18 protein-coding genes and 1 pseudogene are annotated in these 21,718 nt (G+C 40.4%); 3 read left to right on the forward strand and 16 right to left on the reverse strand.

Annotated features, from left to right (window positions below; all coding sequences use genetic code 11):
• Positions 1-17 precede the first annotated feature (17 nt).
• Positions 18-1,421 (reverse strand): SGNH/GDSL hydrolase family protein, encoded by a 1,404-nt coding sequence (locus J4856_RS02675; protein ID WP_025839682.1) that lies wholly within the window; start codon positions 1,419-1,421, stop codon positions 18-20.
• A 71-nt stretch (positions 1,422-1,492) separates the two neighbouring features.
• Positions 1,493-2,128 carry a TetR/AcrR family transcriptional regulator gene (locus tag J4856_RS02680; RefSeq protein WP_025839683.1) on the reverse strand — a complete coding sequence of 212 codons (636 nt, stop codon included), beginning with the start codon at positions 2,126-2,128 and terminating at the stop codon, positions 1,493-1,495.
• Positions 2,129-2,248: 120 nt separating this feature from the next.
• On the opposite strand from J4856_RS02680, the gene J4856_RS02685 reads away from it, so the two are divergent.
• Positions 2,249-4,540, forward strand: a complete 2,292-nt coding sequence (locus J4856_RS02685; protein ID WP_025839684.1) for an NADP-dependent malic enzyme — start codon at positions 2,249-2,251, stop codon at positions 4,538-4,540.
• A gap of 778 nt (positions 4,541-5,318) precedes the next feature.
• On the opposite strand, the gene J4856_RS02690 is transcribed toward J4856_RS02685, so the two are convergent.
• The 13 genes and pseudogenes from J4856_RS02690 to J4856_RS02750 all read right to left on the reverse strand — a co-directional run bounded on the left by J4856_RS02690 (position 5,319) and on the right by J4856_RS02750 (position 17,349).
• A complete protein-coding gene (locus J4856_RS02690; RefSeq protein WP_008822410.1) occupies positions 5,319-5,477 on the reverse strand; it encodes a DUF4295 domain-containing protein in 159 nt (52 codons plus the stop codon).
• A 44-nt stretch (positions 5,478-5,521) separates the two neighbouring features.
• Positions 5,522-5,710: a 50S ribosomal protein L33 gene (gene rpmG, locus J4856_RS02695; protein WP_004359784.1), complete on the reverse strand. Its 189-nt coding sequence runs from the start codon at positions 5,708-5,710 to the stop codon at positions 5,522-5,524.
• A 5-nt stretch (positions 5,711-5,715) separates the two neighbouring features.
• Entirely contained in the window at positions 5,716-5,979 is a 264-nt protein-coding gene (gene rpmB / locus J4856_RS02700) for a 50S ribosomal protein L28 (protein WP_004359782.1), read from the reverse strand.
• 107 nt (positions 5,980-6,086) lie between these two features.
• Positions 6,087-6,608: a CinA family protein gene (locus J4856_RS02705; RefSeq protein ID WP_025839685.1), complete on the reverse strand. Its 522-nt coding sequence runs from the start codon at positions 6,606-6,608 to the stop codon at positions 6,087-6,089.
• 36 nt (positions 6,609-6,644) lie between these two features.
• Positions 6,645-7,676: a tRNA (adenosine(37)-N6)-threonylcarbamoyltransferase complex transferase subunit TsaD gene (tsaD, locus tag J4856_RS02710; RefSeq protein WP_025839686.1), complete on the reverse strand. Its 1,032-nt coding sequence runs from the start codon at positions 7,674-7,676 to the stop codon at positions 6,645-6,647.
• A 36-nt stretch (positions 7,677-7,712) separates the two neighbouring features.
• Positions 7,713-8,573 (reverse strand): type I methionyl aminopeptidase, encoded by an 861-nt coding sequence (map, locus tag J4856_RS02715; protein WP_025839687.1) that lies wholly within the window; start codon positions 8,571-8,573, stop codon positions 7,713-7,715.
• A 208-nt stretch (positions 8,574-8,781) separates the two neighbouring features.
• Positions 8,782-11,529, reverse strand: a complete 2,748-nt coding sequence (gene metH, locus J4856_RS02720; RefSeq protein ID WP_065368063.1) for a methionine synthase — start codon at positions 11,527-11,529, stop codon at positions 8,782-8,784.
• 8 nt (positions 11,530-11,537) lie between these two features.
• The gene (gene smpB, locus J4856_RS02725) at positions 11,538-12,017 is read right to left on the reverse strand and encodes an SsrA-binding protein SmpB (protein ID WP_025839688.1); all 480 of its coding nucleotides are present in this window, start codon (positions 12,015-12,017) and stop codon (positions 11,538-11,540) included.
• Positions 12,014-12,520 carry a DMP19 family protein gene (locus J4856_RS02730; protein ID WP_025839689.1) on the reverse strand — a complete coding sequence of 169 codons (507 nt, stop codon included), beginning with the start codon at positions 12,518-12,520 and terminating at the stop codon, positions 12,014-12,016. Before J4856_RS02730 ends, smpB begins: the two co-directional genes overlap by 4 nt.
• A 227-nt stretch (positions 12,521-12,747) precedes the next feature.
• Positions 12,748-14,229, reverse strand: coding sequence for a hypothetical protein (locus J4856_RS02735; RefSeq protein ID WP_065368064.1), 1,482 nt, complete (start codon positions 14,227-14,229; stop codon positions 12,748-12,750).
• Between the two features lie 232 nt (positions 14,230-14,461).
• A pseudogene (locus tag J4856_RS02740) lies at positions 14,462-15,115 on the reverse strand (transposase family protein); the annotation flags it as partial.
• A 631-nt stretch (positions 15,116-15,746) separates the two neighbouring features.
• Complete coding sequence (locus tag J4856_RS02745; RefSeq protein ID WP_025839691.1) at positions 15,747-16,685, reverse strand: ribose-phosphate pyrophosphokinase; 939 nt, start codon at positions 16,683-16,685, stop codon at positions 15,747-15,749.
• 55 nt (positions 16,686-16,740) lie between these two features.
• On the reverse strand, positions 16,741-17,349 hold the full coding sequence (locus tag J4856_RS02750) for a hypothetical protein (RefSeq protein WP_025839692.1): 609 nt from the start codon (positions 17,347-17,349) through the stop codon (positions 16,741-16,743).
• A 73-nt stretch (positions 17,350-17,422) separates the two neighbouring features.
• Between J4856_RS02750 and nspC the strand changes: the two genes are divergently transcribed.
• Positions 17,423-18,589 (forward strand): carboxynorspermidine decarboxylase, encoded by a 1,167-nt coding sequence (gene nspC / locus J4856_RS02755; protein ID WP_025839693.1) that lies wholly within the window; start codon positions 17,423-17,425, stop codon positions 18,587-18,589.
• Positions 18,590-18,646: 57 nt separating this feature from the next.
• On the forward strand, positions 18,647-19,342 hold the full coding sequence (locus tag J4856_RS02760; RefSeq protein ID WP_025839694.1) for a DnaJ domain-containing protein: 696 nt from the start codon (positions 18,647-18,649) through the stop codon (positions 19,340-19,342).
• Between the two features lie 406 nt (positions 19,343-19,748).
• Here J4856_RS02760 and J4856_RS02765 read toward each other — a convergent pair whose 3' ends face one another.
• Positions 19,749-21,629 carry an IS1634 family transposase gene (locus tag J4856_RS02765; RefSeq protein ID WP_065367707.1) on the reverse strand — a complete coding sequence of 627 codons (1,881 nt, stop codon included), beginning with the start codon at positions 21,627-21,629 and terminating at the stop codon, positions 19,749-19,751.
• Positions 21,630-21,718 lie beyond the last annotated feature (89 nt).

Below are 21,718 nucleotides of genomic sequence, written 5' to 3' on the forward strand. Positions count from 1 at the left end.
GTTGTACTAATAGGTATTTATTGTTCTGTCAAGTTTTCACGTCTTAAATAATTCTTCTGTCCTGCTACGATAGACTTGAAGATACGCTCGCTGACATATTTACCACCTTTATAATTAATATGTACATAATCTTTCGTTCCCATGCTCTGTTCATCTACAATACGCATCATTGTTCCAGGACCACCCATAGCACGGAAGAGATTATAGAAACCTACATGACAATCGGCTGCAAGCTGTTCTTGATATCCAACCAACATCTCAACGCCCTTCATCGTACCATCAGGTGAAGTCTTTGAGCCACGGTCAGGACTACTAACAATAAGAATGCTCGTTTCAGGGAAACACTTGTGGAAGAGGTCTACAACAAGCTTCATGTTAGCCATATACTTCTTCAATCGCTCAGGCGTTGTCTCTGCATCTACAGCATTGACACCAAACTGAAATACAATAAGATCATACGGACGAACAAGAGCAAATTCCTTCAACATCTGCTCTGGAAGTTTTGCCAATGTTGTTCCAGAAGAGCCACGCATACTAAAGTTATCGAGTACGATACCTTCACGTCCTTCTTGTGACGTACCAAAGAGAATTGTGTTAGAACCATTCACCTTAATAGTTGCATGAGAAGTAACACCATCCATCTTTACAGCTTGTATTGCTGCCGATGGATTGACACGCTGTGTACTTGTCTTACCACCATCAATCTCAAAGGTTACGTTTGCACCTCCCTTTGAACGAAGATAAAGCCAGGTGCTTGCCCATTTTTCAGTGCGACTGTAGTCATGAGACAATGAAAAAGGAGCATAAGACATAGTAGCTTGTCCATTCATTGTGTAATAACGCTCAGCAATACCAGCCTGATTGACATCATAACTTGCAGGCTTCTTAACCATGTGTTCAGTAAGACCCGTAAACTTATTCTCAACGGTATGTTTGTATTGATCTAGATCGTTACCAGCATCAATCCATCCTACACCATAACCGCCATAATATTTCTGGAGATCTTCACGTAAGTCAGCTAAAAGGATGTCACCTTCGATAAATGAATCACCAAAATACGCAATACGCACTGGACGACCAACTGCCTGTTTCTGAGCCAAAAGATTAAGTTGACCATAGAAATGGTCAAGTCCACCAGGCTTTCCAGCAGAATAGTCAACGATTCGCTCTGTACCTTTAGGCCATTCTTCCTTAAAGTCAATCACATTTCCTTCTTTATCATAGGCTACTACCGTTGAAGGCTTTTTAGGTGACGGGATCACCTCCTCAAGCACTTTCTTCTTTCGTGCTAAATCACTTAAAATATCTATCTCACGAAGTTTCGTGTCACCTATTTTAAAGGTTGGAAGAAAATGAAGCAAGAAAAGGAACAATGCAACCAACAATGTCAGCAGCAGTGTCTTATATGTATTATCTTTCATCTATTATTTATCTTTTACCTAAATGTATATCTAAGATATTGCATTTTCACACAATATACAGACTATTAACTTTATGATAATGTAAGCGTACTCAATTCTTCATCCAATAATTCAACACCTTTCAATGTACAAAAAGCGCGAATAAAGAATAACATACCAACATGTGCTAGTTCCTTTACATCATATTCTTTATAAAGGTACTGACTCATGATTGATTCTTGTAATGCGCCAGTAAGTTTACGTACAATTTGATAGTTTACATTAGGAAGGAACAAACCTTCACCTATACCACGCTGAATAAAAGCATTTGCATCAGTCTCCCGTTCATCATGTAACCTACGCACATAAGAAAGCAACTCTGGATACTTATGAATTTCTTCAAAAAAAAGAGGGTTAATATGACTAAACTCTTCAATACGGAAACGACAGATTTCTGCAATTATATTGATCACATTCATTCCCGTTTCGATGATTTCATCCATCCTACGTTTTTCTCTCAAACCATCCTGTCGAACAACTTCAAAAAGAAGTTCTTCCTTATTGCTATAGATCTCATAGAGTGTACGTTTTGAAATCTTGAGTTCATTAGCAATGTCATCCATCTTCACACTCTTTATTCCATTCTTATGGAAAAGTTCAACGGCAGTAATGAGAATTTTCTCTTTAAGTTCTTGCCGATAAGTGGTTTCTGTTGCTGTACTTTGCATTAAACTTTATTTTTGCGCAAAATTACAAAAAACTTTCATAATGCCATCTGTTTTAGAGTGGATTTTATTAACTTTGTCAGTTGAAAATACATTTTTGTAATATAAAGGAAAAAGATAATTATGGTCAAGGTAACAAAAGAAGCCGCTCTGGAATATCATAGCAACGGCCGTCCTGGCAAAATCGAAGTAAAGCCAACAAAGCCTTATAGCACACAGTCAGACCTCAGTCTGGCTTATTCACCTGGTGTGGCATACCCATGTTTGGAAATCCAACAGAATCCTGACGACGTATATAAATATACAGACAAAGGCAATTTGGTTGCCGTTATCAGTAATGGTACTGCTGTATTAGGTCTCGGTAATATCGGAGCTATGAGTGGTAAACCAGTTATGGAAGGTAAGGGTTTATTGTTCAAGATTTATGGTGGTATTGACGTATTCGACATAGAACTTGACGAACAAGACCCAGACAAGTTCTGTGAGGCTGTAGAAAAGATTGCATCTACCTTCGGTGGTATCAACCTTGAAGATATAAAAGCGCCTGAGTGCTTCGCTATTGAAGAACGCTTAAAGCGCACGCTCGACATTCCTGTTATGCATGATGATCAACACGGAACAGCTATCATTTCTGCTGCCGGTTTGAAGAATGCTTTGGAAGTGGCGGGTAAGAATATTGCTGACGTTAAGTTAGTGGTAAATGGTGCTGGCGCAGCAGCTATTTCATGTACAAAGTTATATGTAGCGTTGGGATTGAAGAAAGAGAATATTATTATGCTTGACTCAAAGGGCGTGATTACCTCTGATTCAAAGAATTTAACTCCACAGAAAGCCCTCTTTGCAACTGATCGACGTGACGTTCACACCTTAGAGGAAGCAATTAAAGGTGCAGACGTATTTGTCGGATTATCAAAGGGTAATATCCTGACACAGAACATGATCCGTTCAATGAACGAGAATCCTATTGTCTTTGCATTGGCTAACCCTGTTCCAGAGATATCATACGATGATGCTATCGAAGCACGTCCTGACGTAATCATGTCAACAGGTCGCTCTGATTACCCAAATCAGATTAACAATGTTATCGGTTTCCCATATATCTTCCGTGGGGCTTTGGATGTTCATGCGAAAGCAATCAATGAGGAGATGAAGATGGCTGCTGTTTTTGCTATTGCTGATCTAGCAAAACAAACAGTGCCTGACGTGGTGAATGAGGTTTATCATGTAAACGACCTCACATTCGGTCCTAAGTACTTTATTCCAAAGCCTGTTGACCCTCGACTAATAACAGAAGTTAGTGCTGCTGTAGCTAAGGCAGCAATGGATAGTGGAGTTGCTCGCACACCAATCAAAGACTTCAAAGAGTACAAGCAGAGACTACTCCAAATGTTAGGACAGGAAACAAAGCTGGCAAATTCACTCCACGCAACTGCGGCTAAACATCCACAGAGAATTGTATTTGCTGAAGGTGGACATCAGACAATGATGAAGGCTGCTGTACAGGCAAAACAAGAAGGAATCTGTATTCCAATACTTTTGGGAAACCCAGATCGTTTGAATCGCGTTGCCAACCGTTTAAAGCTTGATATCTCAGATATTGAGATTGTTGACATGCGTGCTGATAAAGAGCAGGGACGTCGTGCCACCTATGCTAAACACTTAGCGGAGAAGCGTTCACGCGAGGGTTATACCTTTGAAGAGGCATACGATAAGATGTACGAACGTAACTATTTTGGTATGTCTATGGTTGAAAATGGTGATGCAGATGCGTTTATCACAGGACTTTATACCAAATATAGCAATACAATTAAGGTAGCAAAGGATGTGATTGGTATTCGCCCAGAGTATAAATACTTTGGTACTATGCACATCCTAAACACGAAGAAAGGTGTATATTACATAGCAGATACGCTCATCAATCGTCATCCTGACGCAGAGGTATTAACTGATATGGCAAAACTATCTGCCAGTTCCGTTAGATTCTTCAATGATAAACCTGTTATTGCTATGCTCTCCTACTCTAACTTTGGTTCAGATAAGGAAGGTTCTCCATTGAAGGTACATACCGCTGTCGAGCAGCTACAGAAGGAATATCCTAAGTTGGCCATTGATGGTGAAATGCAGGTTAATTTCGCACTAAATAAAGAATTACGTGATGAGAAATTCCCATTCACTCGTCTGAAGGGATTAGACGTCAACACGCTCATCTTCCCAGACTTGTCTTCTGCGAATAGTGGCTACAAACTCTTACAGGCTTTAAGCCCTGATTCAGAGGTGATTGGTCCTATCCAAATGGGTCTGAACAAACCTATTCACTTTACTGATTTTGAATGTTCTGTTCGCGACATTGTGAACATAACGGCTGTTGCTGCTATTGATGCTTACGTTGAGAAAATAAAAAAAGAGGCACTATAACACATGTAGAAGATAAACACTTGTTAGTATTTATCCCCTGTTATCATATTTGACAATATCTCCCACACCATCCCACTTTCTTCTTTGATTGGGATAGTGTGGGATTTTTCTGTACTATATTAGTTGAGGAAGTGTATGGAAGAGAATGAATTCCTTATCGGCTCAGTAAGAAAAAAGATGAGATAACTCATAAACTAAATTTACTATCATTTATAAGTGGTACTTAATTACTATATTTCAGTAAGATGCATGGAATGTTAAAAATGACAGCAAACAAAAATTAAACTTTACGCCTCTATAACGAATCGTGTGGGTTGTGTGTTAATATTCAACACGTGTGGTGCGAGTGCTTAGCACATGTGGTGCGGGTGCTTAACACTAATGGTGCGGATGGTATGCACCACATGTGCGAAGGGTTAACTCCATTGCAGTATATAGAAGGGTAGAGATTTAATGTGAGTTAAACGTATTAAAGCTAAGTTCAATTTGGCGTTGTCTTTAGTTCGAGGCTATACTTCTTGACTATATTTAGGCTCTATAACGAATTACCCACATGAATCGTTATAGAGCCAACTTTACTTGTAGATTGCGTAAAGAACCCACTCTCACTTCGAAATACTTTTCACTCCTGAGTTTAGAGTTCAATATCCAGCCTAAGAAAACTGCTCAACCACTCAACTCCACACATTCAACTTGTAAACTTTAAGACATACGTGAAAGGCATAAAAAAGGCTATAGGAATACCTATAGCCTTTTTATTGATTATATCTTTATAGAATTAATTCTTAAAGAAATCCTTGACAGCCTCATTTGGGACCATCTGCTCATCGAAGATGTAAGCACCAGTCTTTGGGCTCTTAACCATCTTGATAACCTTTGAATATGCGCGACCATCCGTAGAACCTTCGTGGAGGGTAGCGACCGCTTTCTTTGCCATAGTTTATCTGTTTTAACTATTAACGATACTCTTTACGAGCGTGCTTACTTAATCTCCTTGTGAAGGGTAACCTTCTTAAGAACAGGGTTATACTTCATAAGTTCAAGACGCTCTGGAGTATTCTTACGATTCTTTGTTGTTACGTAACGGCTTGTACCAGCCACACCACTATTCTTCATCTCGGTACATTCCAAGATAACTTGGACTCTGTTTCCTTTAGCTTTCTTTGCCATGATATTTAGTCTCCTATTACCTTAATGTCCTTCCAGTCAACATAGCCCTTTGAAACAGCCTGCTTAAGTGCTGCATCAAGACCTACCTTGTTAATAAGACGAAGACCAGCAGCGCTAATCTTCAGCTGAATCCAGCAAGCCTCCTCTACATAGTAGAACTTCTTGCTGAAGAGGTTGACGTCAAAGCTTCTCTTTGTACGATGCTTTGAGTGAGACACGTTACAACCTATCTGTGCCTTCTTTCCTGTGATTTGACAAATCTTAGACATTTCTATCTTTGTTTTGTGATTCGTTAATTGATACCTATTCCAAACAGGGTGCAAAATTACAAAAAAGTTTCAAATAAGCAAAACTTTTCCCAGGATAATTGCTAAAATTAATCTTTTTTGTGCGTCTGCTCACTCTTATCAACGATGTCATTAAGAAAATCGAGCATCAAACGAATAGCCTTGTTAGTTGCGATAGCAAGATTGATATCACGTCCAAAATCTTCTGTTAGTTTAAAAGTTCTAATTTCAGAACGATTACCATAAGCTAACCAAATTGTACCAACAGGATTCTCACTCGTTCCTCCACCTGGACCAGCAACGCCTGTGGATGCAATTGCAAAATCAACTCCAATGGCATTGATAGTACCCAACACCATTTCACGTGCGACCTCTTCTGACACAGCTGTCTTTTCTTCAAGCACTTCGTGAGAAACGCCAAGAAGTTTTTCCTTAACTTCATCTGTATAAGCTACGACACCACCTTTATAATAATCAGATGAACCAGGGATAGCTATGATAGCTTCACTGATACGACCACCTGTACAGCTCTCTGCTGTACCAATTGTATATCCTGATGCATAAAGGATGTCACCAATTTGACGTGAGATTATCTTACTTTCAAAATCCATAATCTTATTTTTTTGTGAGAAACTAATATTCTATTGTTATTCAAATGTAACCTTACTGAACACAGGAATATCCATCTCTGTGAAATCTTTATCTTTATATTTGAAGTTTCCTACGCTAGCAATCATAGCAGCATTGTCAGTTGTATAACTAAACTTAGGAATGTAAATCGTCCAACCATAACGCTCAGCATGGTCTTTGAATGCATTACGAAGCCCATTATTAGCTGACACACCACCCGCAACAGCCACATGCTTTATACCTGTCTCTTTTACGGCCAAACGCAACTTCTTCATAAGTATATCAACGATGGCATGCTCAAGACTTGCTGCAATGTCTTCTTTATGATGCTCGATAAAGTCTGGATCTTCCTGTACCCACTTTCGCATATTGTACAAGAAGGATGTCTTGAGACCTGAGAAAGAGTAATCGAAACCAGGAACATTAGGTTCTGCAAACTTATAAGCTAATGGATTACCCTGTCGAGCCAGTTTGTCAATGATAGGACCACCTGGATAACCAAGCCCCATAACCTTCGAACACTTATCAATTGCTTCACCTGCGGCATCATCAATAGTCTGACCAAGTACCTCCATATCATTATAGGCATTTACCTTAACAATCTGAGAATTACCACCAGATACCAAGAGACAGATGAAAGGGAATGGAGGCATGTGGTTATCATCATCATTTTCTTTGATAAAATGAGCCATGACATGTCCTTGCAAATGATTTACCTCAATCATTGGAATATTTAATGAACGGGCAAAACCTTTAGCAAAGTTCACACCGACCAAAAGACTCCCCATCAACCCGGGACCGCGTGTAAAGGCAATGGCTGAAAGCTGTTCCTTCGTAATTCCAGCACGCTTCAAAGCCTGATCAACAACAGGAACAACGTTCTGCTGGTGTGCTCTTGAAGCAAGCTCAGGAACAACTCCTCCATATGCTTTATGTACCTCTTGTGAGGCTGTAACGTTACTGAGGATTACACCATTCCTCAATACGGCAGCACTTGTATCATCACAACTGCTTTCTATACCTAATATATAAATATCTTCTTTTTCCATTTTCAGTTAGATTATCTCCTATGAGAATTTATGACATTAGTGTGTCAGAACCTCCAATCCGTGTTCTGTCATAACGAAGGTATGTTCCCATTGTGCAGAAGGTTGCTCATCACCTGTGATGACTTCCCATCCATAAGGATCATCTGCATCAATAAAGACTTTCCATGTACCCATATTAATCATTGGTTCGATAGTGAACACCATACCAGGAACCAATAACATACCAGTTCCTCTGTTACCATAGTGAACAATGTCAGGTTGTTCGTGGAATTCAAGACCTACGCCATGACCACAGAGGTCACGAACGACGCCATAGCCATTCTTCTCTGCATGCTTCTGAATGGCATGCCCAATATCACCTACAAAAGAGTAAGGCTTAGCAGCTTCAGCACCAATTTCAAGACACTCCTTTGCAACACGTACTAAACGTTCCTTCTCAGGAGTTGTCTTTCCTATAATAAACATACGACTTGCATCTGCATAATAGCCATCCACAATCGTCGTCATATCAACATTGATAATATCGCCTTCTTGAAGTACATCTTCTTTCTTTGGCACACCATGACATACAACCTCATTGATACTGGTACATACGCTCTTTGGATAGCCTTCGTAATTCAAGCAGGCTGGAATAGCATTATGATCCTTACAATACTGCATACAGATATCATCAATCTCCTGTGTATTCATGCCTGCATGGATAGCTTCTGCTACAGCATCCAAACATCCCGTATTGACTATACCACTCTTTCGGATACCTTCAATCTGCTCAGGTGTCTTAATCATATCACGTGTAGGAACGAGTTTGCCCTTCTTCTCAAACTCTATTATCTTTAAATCCATATCGGTTGGCTCTTGTCCAGGAAGACAATGCCATCTTCTTTTCTTCAACTGCATATCATCAATTTAATCTTTTTGCCAACATAAAGCAACCTACTGCAAGATAACGAGTATCCATTATGTACAGTATTGCTTAGTTAATGCAAAAGTACTATAATTCAAAGACCTAACAAAATAAATCAAGTCCTTTCTTACTGAACTGTCAGATATATGAAAGACTTTTTACAAAAGAGTGTCTGCCACGTCTGTTTATAGAAACTCGTTGTTAATCAAAAAGGTTGAGTTTATTCTCTCTTGCCTTGCTTAAAGACAACACCTTCTGTTGTTGTTCCTTATAGCCTGCTCGCAACTTCTCGTATGTTGCATCAAGCTCTTCACAGAAATGACCACGCTCTTTTTCGTTAAGCAATGCCGCAGCAATAGATGGGTTGACTGAAGCATCCTTTACCCATACAACAGGAGCATCGTATAACGGAGCTATCTTCAATGCAACGTGAAGTTGAGAGGTTGTTGCACCACCAATCATCACTGGAATCTGCAATCCAGCTTCCTTGAAAGCTACAACACTATTAACCATCTCTTGAAGACTCGGTGTAATCAAACCAGACAGACCAATCAGGTCAACTTTCTCTTCCTTCGCTTTTTTGATAATCTGATCTGCTGGCACCATAACGCCCAAATCAATTACTTCATAGTTGTTACAAGCCATCACAACACCCACAATATTCTTTCCTATATCGTGAACATCGCCCTTTACAGTAGCCAATAGTACCTTTCCGGCAATAGCCTTACCATCAACCTTCTCCTTTTCAATATATGGTTGAAGGATAGCTACAGCATCTTTCATGGTGCGGGCAGTCTTGACAACCTGTGGTAAGAACATCTTACCAGCACCGAACAAGTCGCCTACTTCGTTCATACCCTGCATCAAAGGACCTTCAATAATGTTCACAGCGTGTGGATACTTCTCCAATGCTTCATGAATATCCTCATTCAAATAGGTTGAAATACCCTTGCGTAGTGCATATTTTAATCTATCTTCCAACGCTTCATTACGCCATGCTTCCTGCGCTACTTCCTGCGTAGCACCACCATTCTTTTGTGCTTCTTTTTCCTCAAGAATCTTGTTAGCCAGTTCAATCAGTAATTCGTCGGCTCCCTCTACCCTATCCAGAACAACGTCTTCAATTATCTTCAGATGGTCTTCTGGGATATCGGCGTATGTCACTTTGGTAGCTGGATTGACAATACCAAAGTCCATACCCACCTGAATGGCATGATAAAGGAATACGGCATGCATCGCCTCACGGATATAGTTATTACCTCGGAAACTAAATGAAAGGTTACTTACACCACCGCTGACATGAGCACCAGGTAAGTTTTTCTTTATCCATTCGGTAGCACGTATGAAGTCGACAGCATAGCTGTTATGCTCCTTCATTCCCGTACAAATAGCAAGAATATTAGGGTCGAAGATAATATCCTGAGGTGGGAAACCCACTTTCTCGGTAAGAATCTTATAAGCTCTATTAGCTATCTCGATACGACGCTCATAGCTTGTTGCCTGTCCCTCTTCATCAAAGCACATCACAACAACAGCTGCTCCAAATCGTAGCACATCCTTTGCATGCTGAATAAAAGTTTCTTCACCTTCTTTCAAAGAAATAGAGTTGACAATTGCTTTACCCTGTACACACTTCAAAGCAGACACAACTACTTCCCAATCAGATGAGTCAATCATCAACGGAACACGGGCAATCTCTGGTTCTGATGAAATCATATTGACAAAATGGGCCATCTCATCTTTAGCTTCCAACAGACCATCGTCCATATTGATATCTAATACCAACGCACCATCATCCACCTGTTTACGAGCAATGGTCAATGCCTCCTCATAGTTCTTTTCTTTTACTAAGCGAAGGAACTTGCGACTTCCTGCAACATTACAACGCTCACCAACGTTTACAAATGATATTTCTGGGGTCAATCGGAACTGCTCAAGCCCAGAAAGAATCATCTCCTTTGGCGCATCAACAGGTATATGAGGTTTCTTTCCTTCAACAACTTTTACGTAGCCAGCAATGAACACTTCCGTTGTACCACAACATCCACCAATGATATTTACAAGCCCTTCATCTACAAATGAAGCCATCTCTGGCACCATGATTTCAGGAGTTTCATCATATTCTCCCATTGAGTTTGGCAAACCCGCATTTGGATGAATGCTTATATAATAAGGTCCTTTAGCGGCTAACTCCTTCAAATAAGGGCGCATCTGTTCTGCTCCAAACGAACAGTTAAGACCAACGGAAAAGATAGGATAAGACGATACGGACGCAAGGAAGGCATCAAGTGTCTGACCGCTAAGCGTTCTACCAGACAAGTCGGTAATAGTCACTGACAGCATAATAGGTAAATCGACACCCGCCTTCTTCATCTCTGACAATGACGCATCAATTGCTACTTTAGCATTAAGCGTATCAAAGATAGTCTCAATCAAGACAGCATCAATACCGCCTTCTATCATCGCTGCCACCTGTTCACTATAAGCATCAAAGAGTGCATCATACGTAAGGTCACGCTTAGCCGGGTCGCTTACATCAGGCGACATCGAACAAGTTTTGTTTGTAGGGCCAATACTACCTGCGACATAACGAGGTTTTTCTGCAGTCGAATATTTATCAGCACACTGTCGTGCAAGCTTCGCTCCTGCATAGGCTATATCACGAGAGAAGTTTTCCATGTGGTAATCCGCTTGTGAAATGCGCTGTGCAGAGAAAGTGTTTGTACTGATAATATCAGCTCCTACCTCTAAATAACGACAATGAATATCCTCAATGATATCAGGACGTGATAGGTTCAACATATCATTATTACCCTGATAATTGAGCATCTGTAGGAGTTCAAGATTCCCACGGAAATCCTTTTCCGTCAGGTTGTAACCTTGAATCATGGTACCCATTGCACCATCTAAAATCAGTATTCTATCTTTAATGTTATCCCTTAGCTTCATTCTATTACTTAATAATGTTTCTTTGCCCGATCCATCTCTCGTCGATCTTCCTTCTCTTTTAGTGTTTGTCGTTTGTCGTATTCTTTCTTACCTCTTGCCAATGCTATGTCAACCTTTGCTCGTCCGTTCTCATCGATAAAGATAAGTATTGGGATGATAGTAAAGCCAGGAGTCTTTGATTCAGACTCAAGGTTGCGTATTTCTTTTCGGTTTAATAGGAGTTTTCGGGGGCGTTTTGCCTCATGATTGGCATACGACCCATAGAAGTAAGGCGATATGTTCATCCCCTGAACCCACATTTCACCTTTTGTTATATAGCAGTAAGAATCAACCAATGAAGCCTTACCAGCACGGATAGACTTTATCTCAGTACCAGTAAGGACAATACCTGCTGTGTAAGTATCAACGAAGAAATATTCAAATGAAGCTTTCTTGTTTCTTATCTGTACAGGAGATTTTTTTCTTTTTTCTTGTTGTTCTTTATTCATTCTTCAATTGTTGCAAAATTCTCAATATGGTCATCAATATAAGCTGCAATCATGGCAGTCCATCGTTCCTCATTGACCACAAATTCATCATCAAACTCATCAAATTCTGGCATCTGCTCATATAAAGCCATGAAATCTTCATCAGATTCAACAGCTTCAATCGCCTCGTGATACTTTTCGTAATATTTCTTTCCATGGCGGATGTGTGTGTATAGCTCACGAATCCCCCAGTTACGCATAGCAACTGCAAAAGGATTCTTGAAGATAAACGCTCCATAACCATTATATATCAATTGAACATAACCGCCATCCATCACTTCTTGATGAAGATAACTCCATGCCAACAGTGTTATCTGATCAGCATTCAGTTGCTGCATAGTCTCCAATGTCAGCTTATTATCTATTGCATTGCCAATGGCATCAACAAAGACCTGAACAAAACTGTCCATTCCTTCTTCAACAGCTTTACGTATATCGCTATCTTTTACTTTGACGTCAATCATTAATCATTTTATTTTTAAACAATGAATAAACTATATGAGCAAGGCAGAAGAAGCATACAGCTTATTTGCCAAGTATTGATTTTTATACTTTGCAAACTTACATAAAATTATTTGATTTCATGCTTGTAGAATAAAAAAGTTGAGATTACAACACAAACCAACTATCTAAAACAACAAATATCTCGCTCTAATCCCTCCTCTCGAAGGGATTAGAGAACGATTATCTTCTATTTTTTTGCATAATCTGCAATAAGTTGTTGTAGTCCTTCTTTCGTACGAGTGTCATACTTAGCGGCATCCATACTTGGAGTATCCAGATATTCAGCCGTCAGTTTTATTCTTATCTTCTCACTTCGTGTACCTAATAAGGCTTTATCGCCAAGATAGATAGCTCCATTTCTGTCCTTCAACTTCAAATATAGTTCGTCTTTATCTAATGGATGTTGCAGAATATAATTGCCTTTTCCATCGGTAAAGAGAACCTCGAAGAACTGCGAATGACGTGTTCCGATATTGATAGAACTGCTGCCACCAGCATTTCTTAACGCACTGTCTTTTGATCCCTTTGTACCGATATAGGTCTTACCACCAGCATAGACGGTTACGTTGTCAGCCGCCTTGAATCTCTGTTCAGTATTGCCGTTTGCATCATTACGTGTTAGTTTTACAGAAGAACCCATTGCCGGAGCATCAAGATCGAGGATTCCACTGGTGCCTTTACCCATCTTCTTTTCAATAGACTCATAGATGATGGTGATGTTTCCCTCGTGTGTCGTGCCATCAGCAAGTACCACCTTACCAGGCACATTATAGATGTTCACGGAAGCTTTTTGGGCATCGTTCACCAACTGTTGTTCTTCCTCAACAGCCTGTTGTTCCTCTGCCTTAGCCTTGTTAGCCAGTCGCTGCTTGATGTCCTCCGTCATATCTCCCAATGTATAGCCGTTTGCAAGCAGTTTAGACACCATACGATGTGCCATCTCGTTCTCAGAGAGTTTAAATGCCGTCTTGTATTCTAAGAAAGGAAGTTTCCTATCATCACAGGTTGTTATATTGCTGAAATTCTCGCTGTTAGTCCACGAACTCAGTTTTATTTCGGCAACTTGGTTGCCCATGCGGTCCTTAATATAATAGTTTCTTTTGCCCAATGATGGTTCATTGACAAGAACCTTACCCACCATCACCTTATTGATGATAATGTCGCCATCGTCATTGATGAAGAAAGGATGCTGTGCCGTAAATTCTTCATCGTCTTTCTCCATCTTTTTAACAACGGTATAGATGCTGTCCCATTTTGCAGAGAAAGGGCATGAACCCTGTGCGAAGAGGTTAGCAATGATAGATTTCTTGATGCCGTTCACCGCGAGGAGATTGGGTTTGCTATCTAACAGTTTGTAAGCAAAAAACTTCGTATTGGACAGAACTATCCTATCTTGCGGATCAGGTAATTCAAAGACTGCGCCCTCAGGCGATATAAACTTAAGCCAATCTTCTGGTGCGCTGACACCTTGTTTCGTCTTATTGGTAATGAAAAATGTAAGAACTTGCTGCCCATCAAGTGTAGACAATTCGCACGTTCTTTTATCTTCTTTTAGAAGCGCTACTGGTGTTCCATTAAGTAATACCGCTCCTTTCTTTATTTTCATATCCTGGGCATGTGTGGAAAGCACCATGAAGCTGGCGATGAAGCCTAATACTATTTTCTTCATATTGTTTATTAAAGTTTAATATTAAAATGATTTGTTTGCAAAGATAACCTTTTTCTTGATTAATTCCTTAATTCCGCAGCACTTTTTCTTGTGAGATGATTTTGTGTATTGAGATGTCTTTTTGCCTCTACTTGTGATAGAAAGCGAGCTTAGGCTGGAATTTGTCCTTGCAGGCGCATACAATCCCCCACCCAAGCCAATGGGGAATGTGAGAATCATAAAGAAATGCTGTTTATTCAAGGAAAACTTCAGAGTAGTATGCTTTATTGGTATAAAGGTTCAGAACGTTCTTCCTTCCAGTGCGCACCCATTTTGCTGGTACGCTGACAAAATGTAGAATAAAGGCTTTCAGCCTACTTGTCTTTTTCAACGGCTTGACCTTTTCGCTGATACGACGAACGAGATAGAGATAGAAGTTCTTCAGCATGGCGGTAACCATCATGAAAACCATGTTCTCAGCCATAAAGGAAAAGGGCAGATGCGACCATCCAAAGTCATTGTTCTGTATGTCGAAGTTCTTTTCGCTTACTCCACGCTCATTGTAGAATGTAATGATGTCTTTTTCTGTAGATGTCCAGTTGTTGGCGAGGATACAGCTGTATGTGTATATCACTCCGAACATTTTCGTCTGTTGCTTGCCCTCCTTGTCTTTCAAGGGACTATGCTGTACAACAAGCCTGTATGACTTTCCATCGATAAGGTTGTCCATGCTGATAGAGGTAACATCGCATTTCTCATAACCAACTTCAATGCTCTTCCATTCTTTCAACTGTCGGAACTCCTCGTGTCGGCTGCCACAGTTGGCAGCACGTATATAGAAGGTGTTACAGCGCTGTTCTACGGTTTGGATGATTTCCTTTGAGAACGACCCACAGTCAGCACGGAAACTTATGAAGGAACATCATTAGCCTATCGAAATTATGCATGCCTCTGATTATAAATGCAAAACTAACCTACATCATTAATAGAGAGACTGAAAAATAAAATTAAAGGGCACAGCAGATATTTGCTGTGCCCTTTAATATCCACATTTCTGTGAAAATTGAGCTTGATTTTTGGTTCGCGCCTCACGGCGTTCCCCAATCATCTTGCATCATTGTTATCCTTTAATCAATCTTCTTATTACCTTAACTAAACCTATTTAGCTTTAACCTGAACAATCTCTTTTGTTCTACCTTAAAATATAACTAAAAACCTAAATCTATTACTACTAACCTAAACAATCTATATTTGTCTTTTGACGATGCAAAGGTACTACTGTTTGCGAACACAACCAAATTTTTTCATGATAATTCTATACGAACATAATGTTTATTGATATAAATCAAGCGTCATGCTTAGAGTAATTAAAGAGGAAAACAGAATTGATAGATGTACTATAACCTATCTACAAGAGGAGTAAAGCTATATTATATTAAGATTTAGGCAAATAAAAATGTTGGAACACATAAACAATGCATTCCAACATTTTTTGATAATCCCTCACAAAGGAAAGTAGCCCTTTGCGTTACACCTTATTATATGAGGTACTGACTTGAGATACTCTCATTGTTTAATACACGATTGATTGTCTCTGCAAACATGTCAGCTACAGAAATCTGCTTTACTTTTGAACAACGAGCTGTGTATGGGATAGAATCTGTGAAAACCAACTCTTCCAAAGCAGAAGCCTCAACACGTTCTGTTGCAGGACCACTCATTACACAGTGAGAAGCAATAGCACGTACGCTCTTTGCACCAGCTTCCTTCATAACATCAGCAGCCTTAGTGATTGTTCCAGCTGTATCAACCATATCATCAACGATGATAACATTCTTGTCTTTCACATCACCAATAATCTGAATTGTGTCAACAACATTAGCACGTGCACGTGTTTTGTTACAGAGTACCAGAGGACACCCCAGATACTTTGCGTAAGTATTAGCACGCTTAGAACCACCAACATCAGGACTAGCAATAACGAGATCCTTTAAGTGAAGGCCCTGAACGTAAGGCAACAAAACACCACTAGCATAGAGATGATCAACAGGCACATTGAAGAAACCTTGAATCTGGTCAGCATGTAAGTCCATTGTTATCAGACGATCGATACCTGCGACACTCAATAAGTCTGCCACTAACTTTGCACCAATGCTAACGCGTGGTTTATCTTTACGATCCTGACGTGCCCATCCGAAGTAAGGCATGACAGCAATAATGTGACGGGCAGACGCACGCTTAGCAGCATCAATCATCAGGAGAAGTTCCATCAGGTTGTCAGAAGTTGGAAAAGTACTCTGTACAAGGAAGACATCCTTACCACGAATACTCTGTTCATAGGAAACCACAAACTCCCCATCAGAGAAGCGTGTCATTACCAAATTGCCAAGCGGACAGCCAAGACTGGCACAGATTTTTTCAGCAAGGTATCTGGTCTTTGTACCAGAGAATACCAAAAAAGAGTTATTTTCACTCATTTCTTTTAGTTGTTTATATTGATAACGTATAAATCTTTTATAAGTCTCTGCATGACTAACAGAGAGCACGTAACTTACGGAAGTAATTGACAATTAAACTAAAATTCTGTTCACTATGGATGCAGAACTTATCCCATAAGTCGTTTCTAATCACTACTCCGCCAAAGTCAAGCTCACGCAAAATGGGAATGTCATCCATCGTCACTCCACCCATAGCATAAACATGACGACCAAAAAGTCCTTGTCTGTAGGCTTCATCGAGTTCAAGGTCAGAAAGGACACGTTCCTCCTGCGATGATTGTTCATGAGGTTGATGAATATTTTTCAGAAAGACATAGTCGGATTTCTTCTTCATACCTTTCAATTGCATCACATCATCACATGTCCGACTGACAGAACCACGATAACCACGAGGCACTGCAACACTTGAATTATCCAGATGGATACCACCTAAATAAAACTCATCCTTCATATTAAAATGCTGGTGTAATGTGATTTTACGATGATACTCAGAAGGTAGAAGCGTAAGAAGACGCTCAAAATAAAGTGGGGAAGAATCTGCCTTCGAGATGTGCAAACTATCAAGTCCTTCCTCGAAAAGCATACTCAAAATTTTATCTTCTTCCACAAAAAACGTGGACTTAGTCATGATGACCAGTTTCATTTCTTTACTTTATTTGTAATGCAAAGGTAGAGATTATTTCCCATAACTGCAAATTTTTCCTTATATTTGCACTATGAAAATAAATCCATTAACATACGCCGAAGTTTCCCGCCCAATGTATGTGCTAGAAGAGGCAAGACTCAGAGAAAACCTAAACCTCATTGCTCACGTAGCAAAAGAGGCTGATGTTGAGATTATTCTTGCTTTTAAGGCATACGCTTTGTGGCGCACCTTCCCTATTTTTCAAGAGTATATCAAGGCTACAACAGCATCGTCACTCTATGAGGCTCGCTTGGGCTTTGAAGAATTTGGATCGCCTACACACACCTTCTCACCAGGCTATACCGATTATGAAATTGATGAAATAGCTCATTGTTCGTCTCATCTTGTCTTTAATTCTTTGACACAATACGAGCGTTTCCACGTTCGTGCCAAAATTGATAACGAGAAGTTGAGTTATGGTCTGCGTGTGAATCCAGAATACTCGGAAGTAGAAACATTGATTTACAATCCATGCGCACCAGGGACACGCTTTGGAATCGCAGCTGACAAACTACCAGAGACACTGCCGAACGACGTAGAGGGTTTTCATATTCATTGCCATTGTGAAAGTGGCAGCGATGTTTTCGAACGTACATTAACACACATAGAAGAAAAGTTTGCCAAATGGTTTCCTCAGCTGAAGTGGATTAACTTCGGAGGGGGACATCTCATGACACGTAAAGACTATGACGTTCCACGACTGATTCGCGTACTTCAGAGGTTCCGTAAACGTTATCCGTGGCTCAAAGTCATTCTCGAACCTGGTAGTGCTTTTGCCTGGCAAACAGGACCATTGGTAGCACAAGTAGTTGATGTAGTTGAAGATCATGGTATTAAAACAGCCATCCTCAATGTTAGTTTCACCTGCCACATGCCTGACTGCCTAGAGATGCCATACCATCCTGCCGTTCGCAATGCAATCCTTGCAGATGAAGATGGTACAGCAAAGGGAGAACATACATACCGCTTAGGAGCAAACAGTTGCCTTAGTGGTGACTGGATGGGATCATGGACTTTTGACCATGCACTGCAGGTTGGCGAAAACATTATCTTCGAAGACATGCTTCATTATACAACTGTTAAGACAAACATGTTCAATGGTATTAGTCATCCAGCCATCGCCCTACTCCATACTGATAACGAACTAGAAATGTTACGAGAATATACTTACGAAGATTATCGTGACAGAATGGACTAATGGCATAGTATTTGCAATGGATCACGCAAATAAACATATAAAACAAGAGAAGATAATATGGCATTTATAGACTATTACAAGATACTTGGCGTTGACCGCAATATTCCACAGAATGAAGTTCGTGCAGCCTATAGAAAGCGCGCGAAACAGTTTCACCCAGACTTACACCCAAACGATCCGAAGGCTAAGGCTAAATTCCAAGCGTTGAGCGAGGCGTTTGAGGTAATTGGTGACCCTGAGAAGCGAGCGAAATATGATAAGTATGGTGAGCAGTGGCGTAATGCCGATGCTTACGAGAACGCTGGAGGCTTCGGTAGAGCACAAGGCAACCCGGGTGGCGACAATCCATTTGGTGGATTCGACTTTAGCAGCTTTGGCGGTGGAGGCGGTGGCTTCAGTAGTTTCTTCCAAGACCTCTTCGGAGGTGGCGGCGGCCGTCGTACGTCAGGATTTAACACGGGCAGGTCGCGCAACCAACAGCCTTTGGGACAGATGGAAGCCAATGTTGGCATTGACCTTTACACAGCTCTGTTAGGTGGCGAGATTATCATTCAACTCGCTGGAGGCAAAAAGATTAAGTTGAAGGTTAAACCTCTGACACAAGGTGGAACAAAGGTACGTTTGCGTGGTAAGGGTTACGATCGTGGTGATGGTACATTCGGCGACCTCATTATCACCTACAATGTGAAGCTTCCAGAACATCTCACTGAACATCAAAAAGAACTTATTGAACAGATGAGACGCGAAGGTTAATAAGAAACAATAAGTTATATAAGGAACTTTTACTCTATGTAGAAGTTCCTTTTTTATTTTATAAGATTTCAATAGGTTTCGAAAACATGCCCACGAGGGACTCATTGTTCTTTATAGATTGCTTTACCCAAAGTATATATCAACCAAGTGTAACAAATTGAATACGTAAGCCTATCCTATCCACACATAACAGGACAAGAAAAAGAAAAAGTCTTACTTCTTTTGTCTGAATATTTTTTAGTATCTTTGCATCATATATAACAAAGATAGATATAAATTTACCAATAAACAAATAACTAAAAACAATGAGTATCAGAAGATCAATAGCTACTGCATTTATTCTTAGCCCAAGTTTAACCCCCACTTTCGCCTATTCCTGGCAGTCATCGTACTTTCCTCGTTTTTCTTATGGGCTCTGTGTCCTACAAATTTTATTCTTTTTGTATGGTGAGTGTTTTAAGTTCAACTTATCGTATATCTGTTTTGCTTGCTTCGAAGGACTACTACATTGGCGCATCTCGATGTTCTCACCTAATGGATTCTTCCCTTTTGTTGTGACGAGCTTCTGGGTGCTCATACGTCGTACAATCTCGGTCCAGTAACAGGATTCTCCTTCTCGTTTTAATTGACAGCGGATGGTGTTTACCACCCAATAGGCTAATAAACCGAAGAAGAGGTGTGCGTCGCTTCGCTCATCTTTCTGATGATAGATAGGACGGAGGTTGAGGTCATTCTTTAGTTGCCTGTTTGTACATTCTATCTCACGAATGAGATTGTAGTATTCCCATGTCACACGCTCATCAAGTGTCCTGATATTGCTGCGGAGGAAGTAGACTCCGTGACCGGACTCCATTGCCGAGAGGTCTTTTATCTCCCAGTCTACGCGCAGCATCTGCTTGGGTTTCTTCTCATCTTTTATGTAGCTTATCTGATAGAACTTCGCTATAGATGGGTACTTCTGTATGGCACGTCCTGTACGTTCAACAACCTTTTCATAGGTTTTTGTTCCACCTTTCTTGGAGATTCCATCGTTTATTCTCTTCAGTTCCATCTCAAAACGCTCTCTCCAGACCCTGTTCATAGACGACTCTGTCATAGCTTTCGAAGGAGATGTTATTTCGAGATAATAATCCTTGTCATCTTCTGTCTTAACCTCTTTCAGCGTTATTTTCTGCCGACGGGCATCCATTACCGTAACACTCTTGTTATCATCACTGAGCGTATAGTCCTTCATCTTTGTACGGGATACGCAGAGATAATTGTAACCTTTTCTTTTGATCAGCTCCAAGTTCTCTTCCGTGGCAACACCTGCATCCATGACAACGAGCGTATCTTTTGTCCGTGATGGATTCCTCTTTGCTAACGTATCAATCATATTGGGCAGAGACTTAGGGTCTGCTGTATTACCCTCCAAGATAGAAGAATAACGTATAAAACCTTCTTTATTGATACATAGTGCAAGTACAAGTAGCTTACAGTCAGAGCGTTTTTCTTTTGATCGGCCGAACTTGGCCTTGTTGCTGTTACGCTTGCTGCCCTCGAAATAGAAGTTGGTTAAGTCGAAGAGCATCAACTTGTTGTCTATATTAAAGAGATCGTCAGTAACGTTGCACAGATGACGCTCTAACTGTTCCTTTAGTTCATATAATTTGTCAGTGACTTTATACAGAGAATTGATTCCTGGTGTCCAGCCAGGAACTCCACTATAAAGTTCACCAGCAGCCGAGTTATCACGCAAATAATAATAAGACGAACGTTCAGAAACAGCATATACTGTGCGAACAATCAATGCTGACAAAGCTGTGTGTATTGTATTCTCCGTCCAGCCGTTTTTGCGCAGGAAACCCTCTAATTGCAGTTTGTCTATCGTCTGCTTGCAGAGCCACTCAGCACCGACATTCCTTGCGTCAGTATATTTTGCCGTCTCAAGGTCAACGTAGTTCTCATATTTTCTCAGCGACTTCTGCTCTTCCTTGTTAAACCTATCAATTCCACCTTCGTTCTCCATACGGCTCCACCATTCATCAGCCTTTACCTGTTCAATAGGAGTAAGTCCGTCAAGATGTTCCTTGAAAAGCGAGGGTGTACTTCTGTTTTTGAAGCGTTCGGTAAGTGCGTATGCAATTTTTCGAACCTGTACGGCTGTAAGTGAAGGCTCGAACCCGATGTTCAACAGAATTAGCGAATGTACATGACCCTGCACGTCACGATATGACTCCTTAATGCGATAATAAGGAGCCATGTCGCCTGTTGCAGGGTTGAATCGTGTCTGTACATTTGCGTGCATGAGTGCAAAGTAACAAAATAATTTTGATATGACGGTGTCCTACAAATCAGATTTTACTCCTCGTTACAATACCCTATGCCTGATTATCA

Origin of the sequence: Prevotella scopos JCM 17725 (assembly GCF_018127785.1) — a bacterium.
Taxonomy (GTDB): Bacteria; Bacteroidota; Bacteroidia; order Bacteroidales; family Bacteroidaceae; genus Prevotella; species Prevotella scopos.